The following is a 19570-nucleotide window of genomic DNA, read 5'->3' as shown; positions in this document are numbered from 1 at the left end:
ATGACCGACGTATTAACCCGCAAAGATTTCAAATTTTTTCTGCCCATCACCACCCGCTGGATGGACAACGACATCTACGGTCACGTGAACAACGTCACCTACTACTCTTACTTTGACACCGTCGCCAACACCTACCTGATTGAACAAGGTGGACTGGACATCCACAATGGCGACACCATCGCCTTTGTAGTGAACTCCCAGTGCAATTACCACAGCGCCGTCACCTACCCGGAAAAACTGGAGGGCGCACTGCGCATCAATCGTCTGGGTAACAGTTCGGTGGAATACGGTATCGGAATTTTCAGACAAGGCGCTGACGAGGCCTCAGCCAACGGCACCTTTACCCACGTTTTTGTAAAGCGCAGCGATCAACGCCCGACACCCATCCCGGATAAATTGCGCGCAGCTCTGGAACAATTACTGGTCTGATTTAGACAGACTGTTAACCTCAGAACCTGTTGCCCTCAGAAAAATAGCCCCTGAGCAGTTTCAGTCAAACAGAGAAATTCAGTGGCCGCAGGATAATGGGTATCGCTTATTATCCCTGCGAGCGTATTTGTTCAAGTCGTTGCAACAACCAACTGGCACTGCTTACTTCCGGTTGTCCCGGACAACGAATCGCATAGGGTTTACCACTCCAGGAGCTCTTGCTGGCCAAGCGCTCAATGAAGGTCTCACTGTCACTGATGTATCGACTGCCACGCTTGAGTTTCAGGCGCAAATGGTCAGCCGCAGCCTCGGCATCGTGCTCGGAATTATTGCGCACAAACACGCATTGGCTCTGCTCAATGGCTGCGATCAACTGATGAATTTCCTGACGCTCGCTGTCAGTCAAACTGCACGCCACGGCACTACTGGAAACCGCCAGCAAAACAACGGCGATGGCACCCCATCGCGACCTTGATTGATACATCATAATTGCTCCTGTGCCGCCAGTGTCGGCGCCACCGGTCCGGTGTTGCCATCTTCCGGCTTTAAGCGCACTCTGGCCACAATAGCCAGATGATCCGACATGATCTTGTCACTGTGATGGTAATCCACAAACTCCAGTTCCGGGCTGAGTAAAATCCAGTCCAGACGGCGATCACCATAGGTCACCAGCGATGTTGAATCAGGCTCAAACGTGTGAACACTGGCCCCCTGCGACAACGTCTTCAACGTCAGCTCTGAACCCAACCAGTCACTGTTGAAATCACCCATCAGAATTCTGGGGTTGTTGCGATCTTTCAAAGTATCGGTCAACTCCTGAATCTGTTGCTCACGCACACTGCTACGGGAAAAATCCAGATGCACCGAAACCACATCCACATTCACGGTATCGCCATCAGGCAAAAGCCAGCGCACTTCAGCCAGAGTAAAGCCTTTATCGGGGCTCGGAAAAGCCGAAGAAAATACCGCACCAAAGCTTTCCTTGACCGGCAATTTGGATAACACCCCACTGCCATACTGCCCCCAGGGCTGGTCCACATAGTCGCTGCGAATACTGTGGGCATAGCCTGCCGTTGCCGCCAGATAGTCATTGTGACTGAAGTTGCCACTCCAGGACGACGGGCCGTCAAGTTCCTGCAGGGCCACAAGATCGGCATTGGTTGATTCCAGAAAATTCGAGATTTCAGAGAGGTTGGAGGTAATTTCTTCACCGGAAAGAAACACCTGACTGAAACTGTCGGCTCGGCCATGGGCCATATTCAGACTCACCAGCGTCAGGCTATCCTGACCCATTACCGGTTCCTGTTGTGACAAGAAAATCGTGTGTTTGGAGACCAGACGAGCAGATGAGCTGGACACCGAACAACCGACCACCAGCAAGGCAAACAACCCGGCCAGAAGCACTCTATTGGTGTATGTAGAAGTCAAACGAAGCATGGCTATCCTGTTAAAAACCCAGGGCAAGGCTGGTGAACACGCCAAACCCAACCTCTGTTTGAGTCAGTTTTATACAGCAAGTTCCGGAAAACCCAAAACCGGCCAAGGTCACAACTGAAGCCCATTAACTGGGCCAGCCATTCCTCCAGGATACAAACCACCAGATAATTCACACAGCCAAAATTTCCTTGCCCTATTATTCTGTTTGTTATGTACCACAACCAACATGACACCACTTGTCAAAGAGTATGGAACCCGCAGTGAATCGCTCCCGGCAGTTGCTTCAAAATCAATGCTTTTATCTGTTACTGGTATTTTGCTTCAGCGCCATCCATGCCGACTCGTCCCATGCCGCGCAAAGCATGAAAGTCTCTACCACACGCTATTCGGATGATCACCATCAGCAGTTCTCGTTTACCGTGTACCGTGAGGGGGATAAGTCAGTCACCTTAATCAGTTCTGAAAGCTCCAGGAAATTACCCGACCGGAGTCAATTGATCAGCTTTAATGCCGGTGAAGATCTTTTCTTTTTCTATGGTGACAATACCCGATGCGAACAATTCAAAGGGGACAGTTTCAGCCGTGCGGCGGGCACAACCATGATGAATCTGATCGATCATTTTGACGTCAGCATTTCCTCACCCAAAGTCGAAAAGCTGGATGAATTCAAAAACCAAACAATACTGGGGTATCCGGTCAGAGAATCCCATTGGCGACTGTCATTTTCCATCACCTACCAATTACTGTTCAAACAGCTTAACTGGCATGTCACCCGGGACTACACACTCTGGCAAACCGATCATCAGAAACTGCCGCTGGATCCGCTGGTGGTGCAACCCACTTTTCCCAAAACCGGGTTTGAGTTGATTGACGCGCTGGTTGAGCAGGCGCTGGAGAACAGCCCCGGTTTTGCGTTGAAATCCGAATTCACGCAAACCATTGATGCCAGTGTCGGTAAACCACCCAAACTTCGGGTCGTACAACAGGTTGAAGCCATCCGCGATGATGACACCTTCCCCGACATAAAAGGGCCTCACGAACACGACTGCCGAGTGCTGTCAGACAAGGAATACAAAACCGAAGGTCAGGATATTTTATGGATGCTGTATGGCAAGCCGATCCAGTAATGGATCACAAACCTGCCAGAGCGAAAACGATCAGAGTTTATCCATCAGACTGTAAAACAACATGCCAGCCACCAGTCCCGGCCAGCGCAGCATGGTACCTCCGGGAAATGTCGGGGTTGGCACACTGGCCATCACATCGAAACGCTCGGCGGTACCACTGATGGCCTCGGCCAGCAATTTACCCCCCATAATGGCAATGGGCACACCGTGACCGGAATAGCCCTGAGCAAAAAACTGATTGGGCGCCAGACGCCCGAAGTGCGGCATACGATTGAGGGTAATGGCCAGAGTGCCACCCCAGCCATAGTCTATTTTGGTACCTTCCAACTGCGGATAAACACGCAACATGTACTTGCGCACAAAGCTGGAAATATCGTCGGGGAACTTACTGGTGTAGTTCTCACCCCCACCAAACAGTAACCGGTTATCGCCGGACAGTTTCCAGTAATTGATTACAAACAGGGTATCGGAAACACAGGCATCGTTCTGAATCAGCTCGCGCGCCAGATCTTCTCCCAGCGGCTCGGTGGCCAGAACAAAATTATTGATGGGCATGATTTTACCCGCCATGCGTTTTTCCAGCTTACCCAGATAACCGTTACAGGCCAGCACCAGAAACTTGGCCTTTACCTGACCCTGTTCGGTTTTAACCGTCACCGGATCCTGATCGTTGTAACTTTCAACCCGGGAATTTTCAAAAATCCTGACCCCGGCCTTATCCGCCGCCGCCGCCAACCCCAAGGCAAAATTAAGCGGGTGCAAGTGCAGCGCACCCTCGTCCATGGTGCCGGCAAAATACCGCTCACTGCCAACCAACTGACGCGTTTCGGCCTCATCGACGTAGCGGATTTTGTCGTAACCATAGCGGTTTTGCAGCATCTCTGCCTCTTCGCGCATCCACTCTTCGTGGCGTGGTTTGGCCGCCACGTGCAGATTGCCCCGCTTCAGATCACAGGCAATATCGTGTTTGTTGATCAGACTTTCTACGGTATTGACTGCCTCAAGACTGTAATCCCACAGCACCTTGGCCCGCTCAAAACCGACCATTTCTTCAAGCTCTTCCTGTCCCTGACGCTGACCGGTACCCACGTGCCCGCCATTGCGACCGGAGGCTCCCCAACCCACGCGTTCGGCTTCCAGCAAACAGACACTGTAGCCTTTTTCGGCCAGATGCAGGGCGGCAGACAACCCGGTGTAACCCCCACCGACAATGCAAACATCCGCCTGCTGCTTACCCTGCAGCGTGGGGAAATCTTTAATCGGGTTGGCACTGGCGGCGTAGTAGGAATCGGTGTGCTGGCTGCGCGACTGCATGAAAAATCTCTTTCTTCCGGGGTTAAATTACAAGTTTGGTTCAACAGTATTTATTGTCAAAAAAGCTCAAGACAAAAAGCAATATTTGCTGTCTGTGGATTGTTACAATAACCGCAAATAACGGGAACGGGCATTGACGATTTTGCGAAGTTTAGTTTCCTAAAACAGCAACCCCTGTAATTAACTCGAACGATTCAGTATGACCCAACCCATATCCATCCAATGCCAGGACAACACTGAACTGGGCGCCACTTTTTTTCAGATCGACAACACCACAGCCAAAGGCTGCCTCATCGTTGGCAATGCACTCGGCGTGCCTCAGGGCTTCTATAAGGGTTTTGCCGAGTTTGCCAACAAACAGGGCTACCACTGCCTGACCTTCGATTATCGGGGAACGGGTCAGTCACAGAACATCGCCAAGCGCGACATCCAGCTGCATCACTGGGGCACTCTGGATATTGACGCCGCCATAGCCAAAGCCACGGAGCTTTGCGACACAGCGCATCCGAAGCTGCACTATATCGGCCACAGCATCGGTGGCCAGCTGCTGGGACTGGCGCCGAATGCGACACAGCTGAACAGCATAACCCTCGCCGCGGCCAGCCAACCTCACTGGAGTCGAGGCAATCTGGCCTACAAAACTCAGCTGGCTCTGGTTGGCCATATGATGCTGCCTCTGGGATCTATTGGCAGGGAGGAATTCCCCTGTGACAAACTGGGCATTGCCAGTATGAACATACCGGCCAACTGCGCCCGCTCCTGGGGCCGCTGGATTCGCAAACGGGATTATCTGTTTCACCCCAAATTCAAACTCGATACTCAGGGTTATCAAGCCCTAACCCAGCCATTGCTGGCCTGGACCGTCAGTGATGACGCCATGGCCCCCTACCAAGCCATTGAAGCGCTGCGTCAGCGCTACCCCAATACCGAATCCGAACACCGCATAGCCGATGCCGGTTCTCTGGGGCTGGGTGTTATCGGCCACATGGGGTTCTTCCGCCGCAACGCCGAACAAACCCTGTGGCAACAAACCTTTGACTGGATCAATCAGCACTAGGCGTTTTTAGCCAGCCACTTTTCGATCATGGCAGCGGCCTGCTGCCACCCAGTCTCGATCACCAGCCAGTGGGTCTGATCTTCCAGCACGTTGAAGTCGGCCCCGTATTTCTTCGCGACTTTGCCAATCGCCTTAAGCGGGATCAGGCAATCTCTGCCGCCGGCCAGCACCAGCGCCGGGCAGGTCACATTGGCCTCGTCCACCCGGGTGGTGTGATTGCGATCCAGAAAAGGCAGTGCGATTTCCACCACCGCCCGGCCGGAATCATAGACAACCTGATCGTAGTAATGCTGGCGCTGCTCCTGTGGAATCAACTGCAGGGACGAATAAACCATACTCGCAAAACTGGGACGATGAGGCTTGCGCCAAAAGCCCCACTGGCGAATCAATCCGGCAAAACTTTTTATGCCACCCCAACTCAACGCCGGAATGTCGCTGGGCGGTGCCGGCGCACACAGGATCATGCCCGCTAACACTCCCTTTTGAGCGAGCAGCTGAACTATCATGCCCCCCATCGAGTGGCCTATGGCAATGGGCTTTTCGTCCAGCGTGGCAATTAACTGGCACAAATCTTCGACATAATCAGCCAAACTGGTGTTACCCAGCCGCGGATCGGGGGTATCCGAAGGGCTGATGTCATGGTAGCGCAACGTTGGCGCGATACAGTGGTAACCCTGCTCCTGCAGATGATTTTTCAGGGGCTCCCAGATCCAACCTCCGCCCCACATGCCATGTACCATCAATATTGTTTTTGACACAGTTCCCCCCCAGAATCATCTATACTTTTTTATCCAACGTACCGTTAAAAAATGTTCATCGACCGAATTCATCGCTACGGTCGCAATCAAGGTCGATTATGCGCGCAATGAGCACACAGCAAATCATGAGCCCTGTTCACAGAAAGCAAAAGACTGGCAAACTCTGCCACCTCAGGCAAGCACTGATCGCAGCCCTGCTGGTACTGCCCCTGAATGATGCACTGGCAAATACCCCAGACAACCCGGCGGCTGCAGAAAATACCCTAGGGCAAGCAGAGATAAGCGATCAGGCCCTGCAAGGCTACCGCGATGGCATCACCGATCTGGAAGCGGAGTACGGCCCATACCACGGCCAGCTGTCCCAACAGCTGATGAGTCTGGGGCAGCAGTATCGCCAGCAGGGTTTGTTGGACGTTGCCCGCGAAGCCTTGCAACGTGCCATGCACATCAGTCGAATCAACTCCGGTCTCTACAGCCTGGAACAGGCCCCGATCCTAAAAGAGCTGGCGCAAGTCAATGATCTGCGCCGCGACTGGGACAGTCTGGATGCCAATCAGCACTACATGTACTGGATTCACAAACGCAATTACGGCGAAAACGATCCGCGCATGCTGCCAGTGCTTAATGAATTGGGCCGCTGGCACCTGCAGGCCTACGAAGATCACCACAATGAGGGCAACGCCGAGCACTTGTTGCGCGCCCACGATTACCACCGTCAGGCCATTGGTATTGTCAGCAGCCACTATGGTGATCTTGACCCGCAGCTGCTGGACTATTTAAACAGCTACACCGCCATCAATTATTATCTGGCCTCACACCAAATGACCCTCTATCAGGAGGTGGATCGCACCGACAGTGCACGCAATCTGGATATGGATAACGAAGACCGCAGACGCCTGATCCAGTACATCAACAACAGTTATCGCAATGGCAAAAAATCCATTGATCAAACCATCCGGATCCATCAACACAATGAGCAAGCCAGCTTGGTCGATAAGATCAATGCCGAATTGGCCATGGCGGACTGGAATCTTTTGTTCGGCCGCTGGCACACCGCCACAGAACTCTATAAAGGCATCTACAACCAGTTGAAAACCTCCCTGACGCCCAAACTGGATGCGGACAACCTGTTCGCCAAACCCGTGCCACTGCCCAGGCTGCCAGATTATGATGACGCGGAACACACCCATCAAAGCAGCGGCTCAAGTAAGGACGTATCTCCCTATATCGTCGCCACCTTTGATGTCAGCGCCAGAGGCAGTGCCAGAAATATTGAATTTGTGGATGAATATCCCAAAGAAAACACTCAGAATCGGATCGATGTTCGTCGTACTTTAAAAGCATCCAAATTTCGTCCTCGTTTGGAAGGGGGAGAACCGGTGCAGACCGAGCGCTTTACACAAAAATTTGTGTTTCGTTAATGATCCGGGCAAAACCGCGCCACTCATGCCCCTGCTTGACTGAACCAATTCGTTCCAGAGATCTCTAAGCTGATTAGCGACACACACTATAAAAACTCAAACAGAGAACACAAAGGTTTCCAGACAACATGCGTCTAATCCTCGCCGCTTTAATTGCCCTGTCGCTGATCGCCTGCAAGGAACAATCTTCCAGCAGTTCATCAAGCTCGAGCAGCAGTTCGTCCAGCAGCCCCTCCGGCAGCAGCAGCCCTTCGGGATCGGCGGCCCCAACCACGTCGTCGGGCTCGGCAACATCGATGCCCTCCACGTCAGGCAGCTCATCAACTAGAAGCACAGGTTCCCAAACTGCGTCGGGCTCCGAAACCCCTTCCGGCAGTCAAACCTCAACCGGGACTCAAAAATCACCCGGGCTCTATGGAGAATCAACCAGCGACGGCGAACCCAACCAGGATCAATCCGGGGGCAATAATCAGGAACCTGCTCCCGATTTCAGCGACTCACCGATTCCCTCTGAAACCGCTGACAACAATGAGCCCACCGAGATTGATTTTTCCGAGGAATCCCAATCAGCCTCATCGCAGCAGTCTGCCAGCGATGGCAGCGGCGCAAGCCAACCGACCCTGACCGCCGAAGAAGAACAGGCCCGACTGGAAGAGCTGCTGAACGCCTCGATTGGCAGTTACGACGGCATGATTCAGAGAGAGCAGGATTACATTCACGACCGCGCCCGCCAACGGCAGCAGGCTAAAGCCGAGGATGTGATCAGCGGCACGCCCTACGATGACCCCAACCTCAGTGACACAGAATCCGGGCAGCCAGTGGATACCGGTGATGGCAGTGCACCTGCAACAGCTAATCCACCCGCTACAACCAACAACGAGACGATCGCCGAGCGCTCTGGCAGCCGGGAAAACACTCAGGGCCAGCGCTCACCGCCGCCAGCCGATATTCCCGATGGCAGTGACGATGATGTGGTTGCCCGCCAGATTCGCGAAGCAGCCGAGCAGGAAACCGATCCGGTTCTCAGGGAAAAACTCTGGGAAGAATACCGCCAGTACAAAAACAGCCAATAAGAGGGATTCGCGTGAACAGTCACAATGGCACAAGGATGCCCATTGCAACCGTCCGATCTTCACTGCTGCTGGCCGCTCTGAGCCTGTTACTGTCAGCTTGCAGCAGCACCACCGTGGTGAAAACCACTCAGCCAATCGCCATTGAGCAGCAACAAACCGCCATTGCCGAAGCCGAACTGCTGGATGTGGGCATCAAGTTGTTCGATCCCAATCTGGAGCAACTCGATCGCGACGATGAAACCCTGACCTTCGCTGAAATCCGCAACGCCGAATCCCGCTTTTTGCCGATGCAATTGATGTCTTCCCTGCAAGCCAGTGCGGCCTGGGGCGCCGTGCGAGTGGTGCCCATCACCCAGAATAGTTCCGACGTCACCGTTTCCGGCAAAATCCTCCACTCCGATGGCGAACAATTGTCACTGGAAATCAGCGTCAGCGATGCCACCGGCCGCCATTGGTTTACCCGGGATTATGAGGAGCGGGCCAGTAAATACGCGTACCGTAAAACCCGGCCAGGGACTCCGGTGATCGAGCCTTTTCAAAACCTTTATCACCGCATTGCCAACGACATGCTGCAGTACCGCCGCGACAATTTTGATGGCAACGCCCTGCGCGGGATTCGCACCACCGGAGAATTACGTTTTGCTCAGGAGTTTTCACCCGCGGCGTTTGGTGGCCATGTGCGCAACAGCAATGGCAAATACACCATCCAGAGACTCCCGGCCAACAACGATCCCATGATGCAGCGCATTCGCATGATTCGCGAACGGGACTACCTGTTTATCGATACCATGCAGGGTTACTACGACAACTTCACCCAGGAGATGTACGACCCCTATCAGGAATGGCGCGGCATGAGTTACAAAGAAGCCGTGGCCATGCGCAAACTCAAGAGTCAGGCGCGCACCGATACCATTATGGGCATCGCCGCCATCATCGCCGGCATCGCCGGTGCCGCCAGTGACAGTTCTGCCGCCAGAGCCAGCAGCGGTGTGGCCATTGCCGGTGGCGGTTTCCTGATCAAAAGCGGCTACGACAAACGCGCTGAAGCCGAAATGCATCTCGAAGCCCTGATGGAATTGGGTGAATCACTGGAAGCGGAAATGGAGCCACAGGTCATTGAACTGGAAGATCGCACCATCACCCTGAGCGGTACGGTCGACAATCAGTACAAACAATGGCGCGAGCTGTTAAAAGACCTGTACGATGTTGAAACCGGAAGCTGAAACCACCAGCTGACACCAATCACCCACTGCGCCTTTAAACACAATTATTGCCCTGAACAACCCTATGACCGACACACCCGACAGCAAGTGGGAAACCGAGACCCCGACTGAGGATCATCACCCATGGTGGCAGCGCCATCAGAAAGAATTACTGCTATTTACCATTCTGGTGCTGGTGTTGCTGATCATCGCACTGTGGTTGCCCAATAAAATTTCCGCCCCCTTACCCGCTGCCGATTCCGAATCGAGCAACGCCAGTGCCGCATCGTCATCCACTGCCCCGGCATCGCCTGCAACCACAACCGGGCTGGAATCCCCGTGGCAGGATGCGCAAACTACCAAAGCCCGACGTCAGGCTCAGGAAATTCTGGCCAAGTTAATGGACCGGCAGGCCAAGTTGGAAAAAATGTCGGTACAACTCTGGGCAGACCAAGCTTTTGCCTCGGCCCAGAGTCACGCGGAGCAGGCTGATCAGCTTTATCGCCAACGCCAGTTTATTGAAGCCCAGCAACATTATCAGCAGGCTCTGACCAGCTTTGATGACATTCTTGCCGCCGCCGACAGTCATTTTCAACAGGCCTTGGCCATGGGTCAGCAGACACTCGCCGAACATCAGCCCAAACAGGCACTGGAAGCAATGACCCTGGCCAGCGCCATCCAGCCCGACAACCCAGATGCCCAACAGGGTCTGCAACGGGCACAGAATTTACCTGAGGTCATGAGTTTGCTGGCACAATCGCGCAGCCTGCAACAAACCCTGCAACTCGATGAAGCACTGACCGCGATTGAACAGGCACGGGAGCTGGACAACAAAGACCCCAAAGTTCAGCAACAGCACAGCGACATCACCGAAGCCATCAATCAGAGGGATTTCAAACTCGCCATGGGGCGCGGTTACAACGCCCTGCATAACAAGCAATACGGTGATGCCACCAAGGCTTTTCTGCTGGCGCAGCGCCTGCAGCCAGAATCCAGCGCGCCAAAGTCCGGCTTGCAGCAAGTCGCCGACCAGAAACAACAGTTGAATCTTAATCGCTATTTCAATCGCGCCCAGCAATTGGAAAATAAGGAGCGCTGGCAAGAGGCCAAGGACAATTACGATCTGGCGTTGAAGACGGACCAGAGTCTGATTCAGGCCAAAGTAGGATCACTGCGCACCGGCGCCCGAGCCACACTGCACCAGCAATTGCAGCAATTGATTGATGCGCCGCTGCGACTGTCCAACGACAGTGTTTACCAACAGGCCCAGACAACCCTGAAAGATGCCCGGGCGATCCGTAATCCCGGCCCGATTCTGCAAGCGCAGATCAATACTCTGCAACAAATCATTGCCACGGCCAGACAACCTGTCAGCGTCACCCTGCACTCGGATAACGCCACCGAGGTCACGGTCTACAAGGTGGGTAAACTGGGGCAATTCGCCGAGCAACAGCTGCAATTGATTCCCGGTAAATACGTTGCCGTGGGCAGTCGTCTTGGCTACCGGGATGTTCGACAGGAATTTGTCATTACCCCTGACGGTTTGGCGGCGGCAGTGACCATTCAGTGCACCGAAAAAATAGCCCTCGACAGTTAACCTCCGGACAGGTAACGCAACCCTACATGGACACAAACAACAAACGCCCATCCCCCTTTGAGACGCCCCTGCCCGAGAGCGACAAAAGCCCCCGTCGTCGCAGCAACTTTGCCTTGGCAGTTACCGGCATGATCGCCATCGGTCTGCTGATCATTGCCTATCTGATGCTGGCACGCACCGTCAGCATCAGCGCCAATGCCCCCAACCTGTTTGTGCAAAGTGACAGCCTTCTGGAAGTCAATCTGGGGGATCGTCTGTTGCTGTTACCGGGAAAACACCGCATCGAAATCAGCGCACCGGGCTATCGCAACCAAAGCCTTGAGATCGAACTGACCACCGCTGAAAAAAACTGGCATCAACAGCTGCAATTGCAACCGCTGCCCGGCAAGCTCACCGTTCACAGCAAGGTAGCCGCGGAAATATTTCTCAATGATCAGGCCGTGGGCCAAAGCGGTGAAAAACTGGATGGCATTGAAGCCGGATCCTATCAAATGAGGGTGGTGGCACCGCGCTATAAACCCCTATTACAGAGTCTGACCATTGAGGGTAAAGGCCAACACCAGAAACTTGAGATTACCCTGACTCCGGATTGGGTTAATGCCGCCCTCCAGTCCAACCCCAGCGGCGCTGATGTCCGTGTTGATGGTGAGCTGCAGGGGCAAACCCCCATCGAACTGCAGCTGCTCAGTGGTATTCGGCAAATTCAGGTCAGCAAACCCGGTTTCAGCGACTGGTTGCAAACCCTGAACATCAGCACCGATAAAGCTCTGGTGCTGCCGCCGATAGATCTCAATCCGGCCAGCGCCCAACTGCCCATCCGCTCTTCTCCGACGGGCGCTCAGGTAACCATCAATGGCGTCTATCAGGGTGAAACACCCCTGACTGCGGCGGTTGACCCCGGCGCCACGGTCGATGTTATGCTCATCAAAGCCGGTTTCAAAACCCTGCGTCGAACCCTGACACTGTCGCAGAACAATAACGAGCAGCAACCCTTGCAATTGACACTGGCGCCGATTCTGGGACGCATCAACCTCAATATCGTCCCCATCGGTGCCCGCGTGAACGTCAACGGTCAAACCCAACAGGCGACAACAACCGATCAGGATCAGGCTCGCTATTCACTGCGGTTACCGGCAGCGCCACAAAATATTCAGATCAGCCACCCCGGTTTTGCCAGCCAGACCCTGCGCCTGACCCCAAGACCGGACATGGCCCAGCACCTCAACGTCTCACTGTTAACCAACGCCCAGTCGCGCTGGCAAAATATTCCGCAAACCACCACAACGGCCACCGGTCAGGCCATCGCCCTGTACCGACCCGATGCCACCTTTATGATGGGAGCCAGCCGTCGCGAACAGGGTCGCCGCGCCAACGAAACCCAATATCAGGTCAAAATTGACCGGCCCTTCTACGCCTCACCGAAGCACGTCAGCAATCAGGATTTTCGCCAGTTTGAACGCTATCACTCCTCGGGCAATGTCAAAGGGGTCAGCCTCAATGGCGAGCAGCAACCGGTCGTTAAAATAAGCTGGAGCAAAGCCGCGCAATTCTGCAACTGGCTTTCCGCACAGGAAGGGCTGCAGCCGGTGTACCAATTCCAAGACGGCAAATTGACCGACAGCAATCCGGACCACAATGGCTATCGTCTGCCCACTGAAGCCGAGTGGGCCTGGCTGGCGCGCTATGAAAATGGGCGGATGCGCACCTACCCTTGGGCCGGTACCGGCCTGAGCCCTCCCAATCACAGCGGCAATTTTGCTGACACCAAAGCCTTGCCACTGGCGGGCGGTGCGCTTCCACGCTATGTCGACAAGTATCCGGTGACCGCACCCGTTGCCAGTTACCCTGCCAACCATCTCGGTGTCTACGACCTGGCCGGCAATGTCTCCGAGTGGCTGCACGATTTCTATGGCATCAAAACCGGACTATCACTCAAAGCCAGCCCCAACCCGTCAGGCCCCGCCAGTGGTGATCATCACGTTATTCGCGGTTCCAGCTGGAAAAGCGCGAGCATCAGTGAGTTGCGTCTGGCCTGGCGCGACAGCGGCAGCGGTGCTCAGGACAGCGTTGGTTTTCGCGTGGTTCGCAGCGTAATCATAGAGGACAAATAATGACGACTTTGATTCGCACCGGTTTTCTGATTGCGGCGCTGCTGATACCGGCGGCAACTGTCTGGGCACAACAGGCCGCGGAGGAAAACACTCCGGACACAGTCGATGCCAGTAACCAACAGCCATCCGAGCAGACCGCGGACGTCGCACCAGACGTGGATGCCACATCAGACGCGAACGCCACATCAAAAAAGCCCATAGACATCAGCAACACATCCTCAACCCGGGGGCGCTTTATCCCCAGTGAAGAAGTGTCGGAAGATTTATCCATCAGTTTTCCTGCGGATATATAATTTTTAAAAATAATTACTGAGACAAACCATGAAGCGCAACGCCAGCTCCGAATTTATCTACCAGCTGTTTGCCCTGATGATCTCGATCATCATTGTCCACAGCGTCTACGTCACCATGATCCGCCCGAACGCCGATGCCATCCTGCAGCAGCAAATGGAACAACAGGCCTCCGGTGAACCCTATGTGGTGCAACGCAGCTGGTACATAGTCTTGCGCGACTACGAGCAGGAAACCTGCTTTATACTGATGCTCTGGGCCATGGCCATCATGTCCTACAAGGCCCGTCAGGTGACCGTCGAGCGACGCATGCTCAACCTGCCACTGCTGCGCGTCAAAGAGGGCAGTCATATCCTGCCGGAAGACACGGAAACCTTTGCCCAACCAATCCATCAGCTACCCCGAGAGCAACAGGACTATCTGGTGCCTCGAACGCTCCTCGCCGCTCTTCAGCGCTTTCGCACCAGCCACAATATCGCGGCCGCCAGTGCGGCAGTGAAAGAAAACTGTGACATCGAATCCGATCGCCTCGACAGCGAATTATCCATGGTGCGCTACATCGCCTGGGCCATTCCCTCAATTGGTTTTATTGGTACCGTGCGCGGTATTGGCAACGCTCTGGGTCAGGCCCATCTGGCGATTGAAGGCGATATTGCCGGGGTTACCGCCAACCTCGGCGTGGCTTTCAACTCCACCTTTGTCGCCCTGATGATCAGTATTGTGGTGATGTTTTTCAGCCATCAGTTGCAATTGATGCAGGAGCGTCAGGTACTGGATACCCAGCGCTACTGTGATGACAAGCTGTTGCGTCACCTCAGCGTCGAAACCGACAGCCAATAGAGCGTTATCGAACATGGCCCGCAAACGCCCCTTTTCCACATTCAACCTGTCGTTTCTGGACATCATGTCCTGCGGCTTCGGGGCGGTGGCGCTGATTTTTCTGATCATCAAGCACGATGTCGACAACACCATCAAACAGGAAAACAACGAGTTGCTGGCCGAAGTCCAACTGCTGGAAGAAGACATACAGATCGGTCAGGAGGGGCTGGTGCGGGCTCGCAACACACTGTCTGAGCTGGATCAGCAAATGGCCGAAGCCACAGGGCTGGCAAGCCGCATCAACAGCCAGATAGAAACCCTGTCAGCCAGTCTGGCAAAACTTCAGGCAGACAATCCCCAAGACAGTGTTGAAGCCCTGCAGCAGCAGCTGGAGGAACTGGAACAACAGCGACAGGCGCTGCTGGCCCAACAAAGTCAGGGCAACAACGTGCGCCAGTTTCTGGGACAGGGTAACCGCCAGTATCTCACGGGCATGAAAATGGACGGCGCCCGTGTTCTGATCCTGCTTGATGCGTCAGCCAGTATGCTCGACGAGCGTCTGGTGAATATTATCCGACGTCGCAATATGGACGATGCCAGTAAACGTCGCTCACAGAAGTGGCAGCGTTCTCTGGCCACGGTGGAATGGTTGACTGCCCGCTTGCCGCAACAGAGTGCCTATCAAATTTACACCTTCAACACCGATGTCACGGCCGCCATCAGCAACACAGAGGGCTCCTGGCTGGAAGTGGAAAACAGTGCTGAGTTGGAGCAAGCCATCCTTAACCTGCGCCAGCGCGTGCCAAACAAAGGCACCAATCTGGAAGAGGCCTTTGCCAGCATCAATCGCCTGTCACCGCGACCAGACAATATTTTCCTGATCACCGACGGCCTGCCCACCCGGGGCAGTGTGGCCAACAAATCCAACAAAGTCAGCGCCAGCGATCGCATCAAACTGTTCAACCGGGCCATGGACAAACTGCCCAGCGGCATTCCCATCAACATCATTCTCCAGCCCATGGAAGGAGACCCCATGGCAGCCGCCGCCTTCTGGCAGATGGCACAACGCAATCGAGGGTCCTTTATCACGCCCTCGGAGGACTGGCCCTGATGCTCAAACGCCGCCAGACCGAAGTATTCAGCATGTCCTTTCTCGACGTCATCTGTTGCGGCTTCGGTGCGATTGTCCTGTTGCTGTTGATCACCAAGAAAACCCTGCCCATTGCCATAGAACAGGCCGAAGTCAATCTCGAGCAGCAGTTTAAAGCCCTGCAGCAAACCCTGTTTGAAGTGCGCGGCGAGACCACCGTACTCAACCGCGATCTCAACGCCAAACACGAGCAGCTGTCACAGTACAATCAGCGCATTGCCCTGCTGAAAACCCGTCTGCGCAATCTGGAACAACAGCACAGCGCTCTGGCGTCATCCCGCGCGGGCAGCGCCGATGAACAGGGGCAACTGCAGTTGGCCCTGCAAAGTCTGACCGAGGAAATGCAGCGCCTGCAACGTCAACAGGCCAACCAGCAAAGCAGTGTTATTGGCGGTATCCCGGTCGACAGCGAGTACATTATTTTTATCATCGACACCTCCGGCAGTATGTTCAACTACAGCTGGCCGAGGATGATCGACGAGTTAATAGCTACACTGAAAGTCTACCCACAGGTTAAAGGCATTCAGATCATGAACGACATGGGCGATTACATGTTCAGTAACTATCGCCGTGAATGGATTCCGGATACACCGGGGCGCCGGGACATCATCATCAAGCGCCTGCGTAACTGGAACCCATTCAGTAACAGCAGCCCGGTGGAAGGCATTGAGAAAGCCATCAAAAGCTATTACGACCCCAATAAGAAAATCAGCCTCTATGTACTGGGCGATGAGTTTACCGGGGCATCCATCCAGAATGTGGTCAAAACCGTAGACAGGCTGAACCACAAACGCAATTCCGGTGAGCGCATGGTACGCATACATGCCGTAGGCTTCCCGGTGCAGTTTGCCCGACCCGCCCATTTGCAGGGCACAGGTATTCGTTTTGCCGCACTGATGCGAGAGTTAACCCATCGCAATGGCGGCAGTTTTGTTGGGCTGAACGACTTTCGCCCTGAGCCATAGGAAAACAATAATCACATGGTCACAACAACCCATTTACGTTTTGCCTTATGCTGGCTGATCGCCATGACACTGTTGACTGGCTGTGAAAGTACCGTTGAAGTCTCCGGCAACTACCCCAAGCCACTGATTCAGCCAATGCCGGTTGATGGCGGCCTGATTCTGGATGAGGATTTCCGCAACTACAGTTTTTTTGAACAGGACAAACGCCGCTGGAGTCGCACAATAACCCTCGGCAACAGTCAGGCCGAAATGCTGCGCACGGTTGTGCCCTCTATGTTTACCAGCCTCGAAGTGCGGGAATCCATGCCCGCCAATTTTTCAGGAAAGCCCCAGCTGTGGCTGCACCCTACGGCACTGGAATTTCAGTACGCCACACCCCGTGAGACCCGGCTGAAACTGTTCGAAGTCTGGATCAAATATCAAATCAAAGCCTACGACAATCAGGGACAGATTCAGGCTGACTGGATTGTCACCGCCTATGGCAAAACCCCCACCGCGTTCTTGAGGTCGGAGGAGGAAGCACTCAATCTTGCAGTGGTGGTTGCCCTGCGTGATTTCGGTGCCAACTTGAGCCTGACCACACCCAAAGTTGCCGAACTGCAACAATGGCTGGCACAACAAACCCAGAGTGAATAATCATGTACCAGATCATCAAACCACTCAAAATATTGCTGCTGATTGGGTTGCTTCAAGGCTGTACATCCGTGGTTGTCGACGAGCACAAAACCTCGGTCACCAACAGCCAGTGGCAACAAGGCGAACAGGCGTTGGTTCTGGGACGTCGCCACTCCAGCAACTACGAAACCGAACTGAGTCTGGTGAGCTGTGTTGCGGATGAACTGCGCAGTAACACCCCCATCGAAGTCATCGATGAACTGGCGTTTATCAATCAGCTCTACCCCTGGTTCGAACCTCGCACCGCCCCGATGCGGCTCAAGGATATGAAGCGCCTGTTGCGCAACCAGCAAATTGCTACGGCACTGCAACAGCGCAACCTGCGCTACATCATTTGGATCAATGGCAATACCGAAACCACCAAGAGTTCCGGCTCCATTGGCTGCGCCATCAGTGTCGGCGGCGGCGGTTGTTTTGGGTTTGGCAGCTGGGAAAAAGAATCGGACTATCAAGCCACCATCTGGGACCTGAAAGAAAGCAAAAACCTGGGCGAAATCAGTGCCGATGCCTCGGGCACGTCCTATATGCCGGCTGTGATCATTCCCATCCCCCTGATCGCCAGAGTGCAGAGCAACGCCTGCGAAGCCATGTCGCAACAATTGACTGGTTTCTTTAATACCGGCGGCTCAGACCGGTAGAGGAAACATTATGACCAGATCAGGCCAACCCCATTGTCGACTTGCTGCCGCGGTGATTCTGTCACTGACGTACCTGTGCTTAAGCGGCTGTTCGGTTAATCCTGCCACCGGCACGCCGGATCTGGTGATGATGAGCGAAAGCAAGGAAATATCCATCGGTGAGGAACTGCATAAAAAACTGTTGGAAAAAACACCCATATACCCCGACCCGGAGCTTCAGGCCTACGTCAATGAAATCGGCCAGAAGCTGGTACGCAACAGCCATCGCAGCGATATCCAGTACACCTTTACCCTGGTTGATGCGCCAGATATCAATGCCTTTGCCCTGCCCGGCGGTTATATCTACGTCAACCGGGGCCTGCTGACTTACCTGCAAAACGAAGCGCAATTAGCGGCGGTTATCGCCCACGAAATTGCTCATGTCACCGCCCGTCACGCCGTGCGGCAGGATACCGCGAGAAAAGGCTCCAGCGTTCTGTCTGTAGCAGCCGCCATTGCTACTGGCAGTGGCGTGGTGGGCGATGTCACCCAGATGTGGAGTACCGCTGCGGTCATGGGCTATGGCCGGGAAATGGAACTGGAAGCCGACAGCATTGGGGCAGAGTACCTCAACCGCAGTGGTTATGATCCCCAGGCCATGATTGATGTGATCAGCCTGCTAAAGGATCAGGAAAAGTTCTCCAGACGCATGGCTCGCGAATCCGGTAAAAAAAGCACCACCTATCATGGCGTATTCGCCAGCCACCCACGCAACGACACCCGCCTGCAGCAGGCCATTGCCCAAGCCGCCAAAACCGAACGTAAAACCCAGTACACCGATAACGCCGAACGCTTTCGGGAAAAAACCCAGGGCATGGTCTTCGGAGTCAATTACGATGCCCAGTTAACCCACAAGAATACTTTCCGCCATAAACGTCTGGCGTTTGAAATTGATTTCCCCAAGGGCTGGACCACCGAAAATCAGCGCAGCCAGATACTGGCTCAGGCACCGGATAAATCGGCCCAACTGGCCATCACCATAGACACCCTGAAGCAACGCTGGGGGCCGGATGCTTACATCAATAAAAACCTCGGCATCAAACAGCTGGAACAATCACAAACCATTGCTCCGGGTGGATTTGCAGGACACAGTGGCATTGTGCCCGAATCCGACTCAGCACAGCGGCAACGCATTGCGGTGATCTATCGCGGCAGACTGGTTTATACACTCAGAGGTCAAACCCTGCAGGGGGACTATACCGATGCTGTGGATCAGCCATTGTTTGACAGCATTTTGAGTTTCCGCCCTGCCACCAAAGCAACGCTGAAATCAGGCAAATCGAAAACCATCCACTACGTGCGAGCCAATGCCAATACCACCTACAACCGCATTGCCCAGCACCAGAAGCTGGATAAAAATGCCGAGCAACTGTTGCGATTGATCAATGGCCACTACCCCAGAACGGAGCCTGTGGCAGGTCAGTGGATAAAGGTGATTCAATGACACTCATGGCATATACTGAAGTG

General features: G+C 54.2%; 20 protein-coding genes. 15 read left to right on the top strand and 5 right to left on the bottom strand.

The genetic code is table 11. The annotated features are described in order from the left end of the window. The gene (locus tag ACPXV9_RS04115) at positions 1-429 is read left to right on the top strand and encodes an acyl-CoA thioesterase (protein ID WP_423894828.1); all 429 of its coding nucleotides are present in this window, start codon (positions 1-3) and stop codon (positions 427-429) included. A gap of 109 nt (positions 430-538) precedes the next feature. On the opposite strand, the gene ACPXV9_RS04110 is transcribed toward ACPXV9_RS04115, so the two are convergent. Next, the gene (locus ACPXV9_RS04110; RefSeq protein ID WP_423894826.1) at positions 539-916 is read right to left on the bottom strand and encodes a DUF5329 family protein; all 378 of its coding nucleotides are present in this window, start codon (positions 914-916) and stop codon (positions 539-541) included. After that, a complete protein-coding gene (locus ACPXV9_RS04105; protein ID WP_423894825.1) occupies positions 913-1866 on the bottom strand; it encodes an endonuclease/exonuclease/phosphatase family protein in 954 nt (317 codons plus the stop codon). Before ACPXV9_RS04105 ends, ACPXV9_RS04110 begins: the two co-directional genes overlap by 4 nt. Positions 1867-2114: 248 nt before the next feature. Between ACPXV9_RS04105 and ACPXV9_RS04100 the strand changes: the two genes are divergently transcribed. Then, positions 2115-2993, top strand: a complete 879-nt coding sequence (locus ACPXV9_RS04100) for a hypothetical protein (RefSeq protein ID WP_423894824.1) — start codon at positions 2115-2117, stop codon at positions 2991-2993. 30 nt (positions 2994-3023) lie between these two features. Here the strand turns inward: ACPXV9_RS04100 and ACPXV9_RS04095 are convergent, their stop codons facing one another. Beyond that, positions 3024-4307, bottom strand: coding sequence for an NAD(P)/FAD-dependent oxidoreductase (locus ACPXV9_RS04095; RefSeq protein WP_423894823.1), 1284 nt, complete (start codon positions 4305-4307; stop codon positions 3024-3026). A gap of 199 nt (positions 4308-4506) precedes the next feature. Here ACPXV9_RS04095 and ACPXV9_RS04090 point away from each other — a divergent pair, with 199 nt between their 5' ends. Beyond that, a complete protein-coding gene (locus ACPXV9_RS04090) occupies positions 4507-5364 on the top strand; it encodes an alpha/beta fold hydrolase (RefSeq protein ID WP_423894821.1) in 858 nt (285 codons plus the stop codon). Here the strand turns inward: ACPXV9_RS04090 and ACPXV9_RS04085 are convergent. Further along, positions 5361-6122 carry an alpha/beta hydrolase gene (locus ACPXV9_RS04085; protein WP_423894820.1) on the bottom strand — a complete coding sequence of 254 codons (762 nt, stop codon included), beginning with the start codon at positions 6120-6122 and terminating at the stop codon, positions 5361-5363. The two genes, ACPXV9_RS04090 and ACPXV9_RS04085, sit on opposite strands and share 4 nt — an antisense overlap. A gap of 125 nt (positions 6123-6247) precedes the next feature. Between ACPXV9_RS04085 and ACPXV9_RS04080 the strand changes: the two genes are divergently transcribed. After that, positions 6248-7543, top strand: coding sequence for a hypothetical protein (locus ACPXV9_RS04080; protein ID WP_423894818.1), 1296 nt, complete (start codon positions 6248-6250; stop codon positions 7541-7543). Between the two features lie 73 nt (positions 7544-7616). Here the strand turns inward: ACPXV9_RS04080 and ACPXV9_RS04075 are convergent, their stop codons facing one another. Then, positions 7617-7850 (bottom strand): hypothetical protein, encoded by a 234-nt coding sequence (locus ACPXV9_RS04075; protein WP_423894817.1) that lies wholly within the window; start codon positions 7848-7850, stop codon positions 7617-7619. Here ACPXV9_RS04075 and ACPXV9_RS04070 point away from each other — a divergent pair. The 11 genes from ACPXV9_RS04070 to ACPXV9_RS04020 all read left to right on the top strand — a co-directional run bounded on the left by ACPXV9_RS04070 (position 7840) and on the right by ACPXV9_RS04020 (position 19547). Further along, positions 7840-8616 carry a hypothetical protein gene (locus tag ACPXV9_RS04070; protein WP_423894815.1) on the top strand — a complete coding sequence of 259 codons (777 nt, stop codon included), beginning with the start codon at positions 7840-7842 and terminating at the stop codon, positions 8614-8616. The genes ACPXV9_RS04075 and ACPXV9_RS04070 overlap by 11 nt on opposite strands. 35 nt (positions 8617-8651) lie before the next feature. Continuing rightward, complete coding sequence (locus ACPXV9_RS04065; RefSeq protein WP_423894814.1) at positions 8652-9839, top strand: hypothetical protein; 1188 nt, start codon at positions 8652-8654, stop codon at positions 9837-9839. A 64-nt stretch (positions 9840-9903) separates the two neighbouring features. After that, positions 9904-11415 carry a hypothetical protein gene (locus ACPXV9_RS04060; protein ID WP_423894813.1) on the top strand — a complete coding sequence of 504 codons (1512 nt, stop codon included), beginning with the start codon at positions 9904-9906 and terminating at the stop codon, positions 11413-11415. A gap of 26 nt (positions 11416-11441) precedes the next feature. Continuing rightward, positions 11442-13526 carry a PEGA domain-containing protein gene (locus tag ACPXV9_RS04055; protein ID WP_423894811.1) on the top strand — a complete coding sequence of 695 codons (2085 nt, stop codon included), beginning with the start codon at positions 11442-11444 and terminating at the stop codon, positions 13524-13526. After that, positions 13526-13819 (top strand): hypothetical protein, encoded by a 294-nt coding sequence (locus tag ACPXV9_RS04050; RefSeq protein WP_423894810.1) that lies wholly within the window; start codon positions 13526-13528, stop codon positions 13817-13819. The genes ACPXV9_RS04055 and ACPXV9_RS04050 overlap by 1 nt, the downstream gene beginning before the upstream one ends. A 28-nt stretch (positions 13820-13847) precedes the next feature. Then, the gene (locus ACPXV9_RS04045; protein WP_423894809.1) at positions 13848-14657 is read left to right on the top strand and encodes a MotA/TolQ/ExbB proton channel family protein; all 810 of its coding nucleotides are present in this window, start codon (positions 13848-13850) and stop codon (positions 14655-14657) included. Between the two features lie 13 nt (positions 14658-14670). Then, the gene (locus ACPXV9_RS04040) at positions 14671-15747 is read left to right on the top strand and encodes a vWA domain-containing protein (protein ID WP_423894807.1); all 1077 of its coding nucleotides are present in this window, start codon (positions 14671-14673) and stop codon (positions 15745-15747) included. Continuing rightward, on the top strand, positions 15747-16751 hold the full coding sequence (locus tag ACPXV9_RS04035) for a VWA domain-containing protein (RefSeq protein ID WP_423894806.1): 1005 nt from the start codon (positions 15747-15749) through the stop codon (positions 16749-16751). Before ACPXV9_RS04040 ends, ACPXV9_RS04035 begins: the two co-directional genes overlap by 1 nt. Positions 16752-16766: 15 nt before the next feature. After that, positions 16767-17387 (top strand): hypothetical protein, encoded by a 621-nt coding sequence (locus ACPXV9_RS04030; RefSeq protein WP_423894804.1) that lies wholly within the window; start codon positions 16767-16769, stop codon positions 17385-17387. A gap of 2 nt (positions 17388-17389) precedes the next feature. After that, positions 17390-18064 carry a hypothetical protein gene (locus ACPXV9_RS04025; protein ID WP_423894802.1) on the top strand — a complete coding sequence of 225 codons (675 nt, stop codon included), beginning with the start codon at positions 17390-17392 and terminating at the stop codon, positions 18062-18064. Between the two features lie 10 nt (positions 18065-18074). Beyond that, the gene (locus ACPXV9_RS04020; protein WP_423894801.1) at positions 18075-19547 is read left to right on the top strand and encodes a M48 family metalloprotease; all 1473 of its coding nucleotides are present in this window, start codon (positions 18075-18077) and stop codon (positions 19545-19547) included. Positions 19548-19570 lie beyond the last annotated feature (23 nt).

The sequence above is a fragment of the Candidatus Pelagadaptatus aseana genome, from assembly GCF_040362265.1.
Taxonomy (GTDB): domain Bacteria; phylum Pseudomonadota; class Gammaproteobacteria; order Pseudomonadales; family Cellvibrionaceae; genus Pelagadaptatus; species Pelagadaptatus aseana.
Note: the sequence above shows the minus strand (reverse complement) of the source record. Positions and strands in the feature narration are given on the sequence as shown.

Bases quoted from the DNA above. Each gene is read 5' to 3' on its own strand.
- ACPXV9_RS04115 (WP_423894828.1), top strand. From the start codon at position 1: ATGACCGACGTATTAACCCGCAAAGATTTCAAATTTTTTCTGCCCATC.
- ACPXV9_RS04110 (WP_423894826.1), bottom strand. From the start codon at position 916: ATGATGTATCAATCAAGGTCGCGATGGGGTGCCATCGCCGTTGTTTTG.
- ACPXV9_RS04105 (WP_423894825.1), bottom strand. From the start codon at position 1,866: ATGCTTCGTTTGACTTCTACATACACCAATAGAGTGCTTCTGGCCGGG.
- ACPXV9_RS04100 (WP_423894824.1), top strand. From the start codon at position 2,115: ATGGAACCCGCAGTGAATCGCTCCCGGCAGTTGCTTCAAAATCAATGC.
- ACPXV9_RS04095 (WP_423894823.1), bottom strand. From the start codon at position 4,307: ATGCAGTCGCGCAGCCAGCACACCGATTCCTACTACGCCGCCAGTGCC.
- ACPXV9_RS04090 (WP_423894821.1), top strand. From the start codon at position 4,507: ATGACCCAACCCATATCCATCCAATGCCAGGACAACACTGAACTGGGC.
- ACPXV9_RS04080 (WP_423894818.1), top strand. From the start codon at position 6,248: ATGAGCCCTGTTCACAGAAAGCAAAAGACTGGCAAACTCTGCCACCTC.
- ACPXV9_RS04070 (WP_423894815.1), top strand. From the start codon at position 7,840: ATGCCCTCCACGTCAGGCAGCTCATCAACTAGAAGCACAGGTTCCCAA.
- ACPXV9_RS04065 (WP_423894814.1), top strand. From the start codon at position 8,652: ATGCCCATTGCAACCGTCCGATCTTCACTGCTGCTGGCCGCTCTGAGC.
- ACPXV9_RS04060 (WP_423894813.1), top strand. From the start codon at position 9,904: ATGACCGACACACCCGACAGCAAGTGGGAAACCGAGACCCCGACTGAG.
- ACPXV9_RS04055 (WP_423894811.1), top strand. From the start codon at position 11,442: ATGGACACAAACAACAAACGCCCATCCCCCTTTGAGACGCCCCTGCCC.
- ACPXV9_RS04050 (WP_423894810.1), top strand. From the start codon at position 13,526: ATGACGACTTTGATTCGCACCGGTTTTCTGATTGCGGCGCTGCTGATA.
- ACPXV9_RS04045 (WP_423894809.1), top strand. From the start codon at position 13,848: ATGAAGCGCAACGCCAGCTCCGAATTTATCTACCAGCTGTTTGCCCTG.
- ACPXV9_RS04040 (WP_423894807.1), top strand. From the start codon at position 14,671: ATGGCCCGCAAACGCCCCTTTTCCACATTCAACCTGTCGTTTCTGGAC.
- ACPXV9_RS04035 (WP_423894806.1), top strand. From the start codon at position 15,747: ATGCTCAAACGCCGCCAGACCGAAGTATTCAGCATGTCCTTTCTCGAC.
- ACPXV9_RS04030 (WP_423894804.1), top strand. From the start codon at position 16,767: ATGGTCACAACAACCCATTTACGTTTTGCCTTATGCTGGCTGATCGCC.
- ACPXV9_RS04025 (WP_423894802.1), top strand. From the start codon at position 17,390: ATGTACCAGATCATCAAACCACTCAAAATATTGCTGCTGATTGGGTTG.
- ACPXV9_RS04020 (WP_423894801.1), top strand. From the start codon at position 18,075: ATGACCAGATCAGGCCAACCCCATTGTCGACTTGCTGCCGCGGTGATT.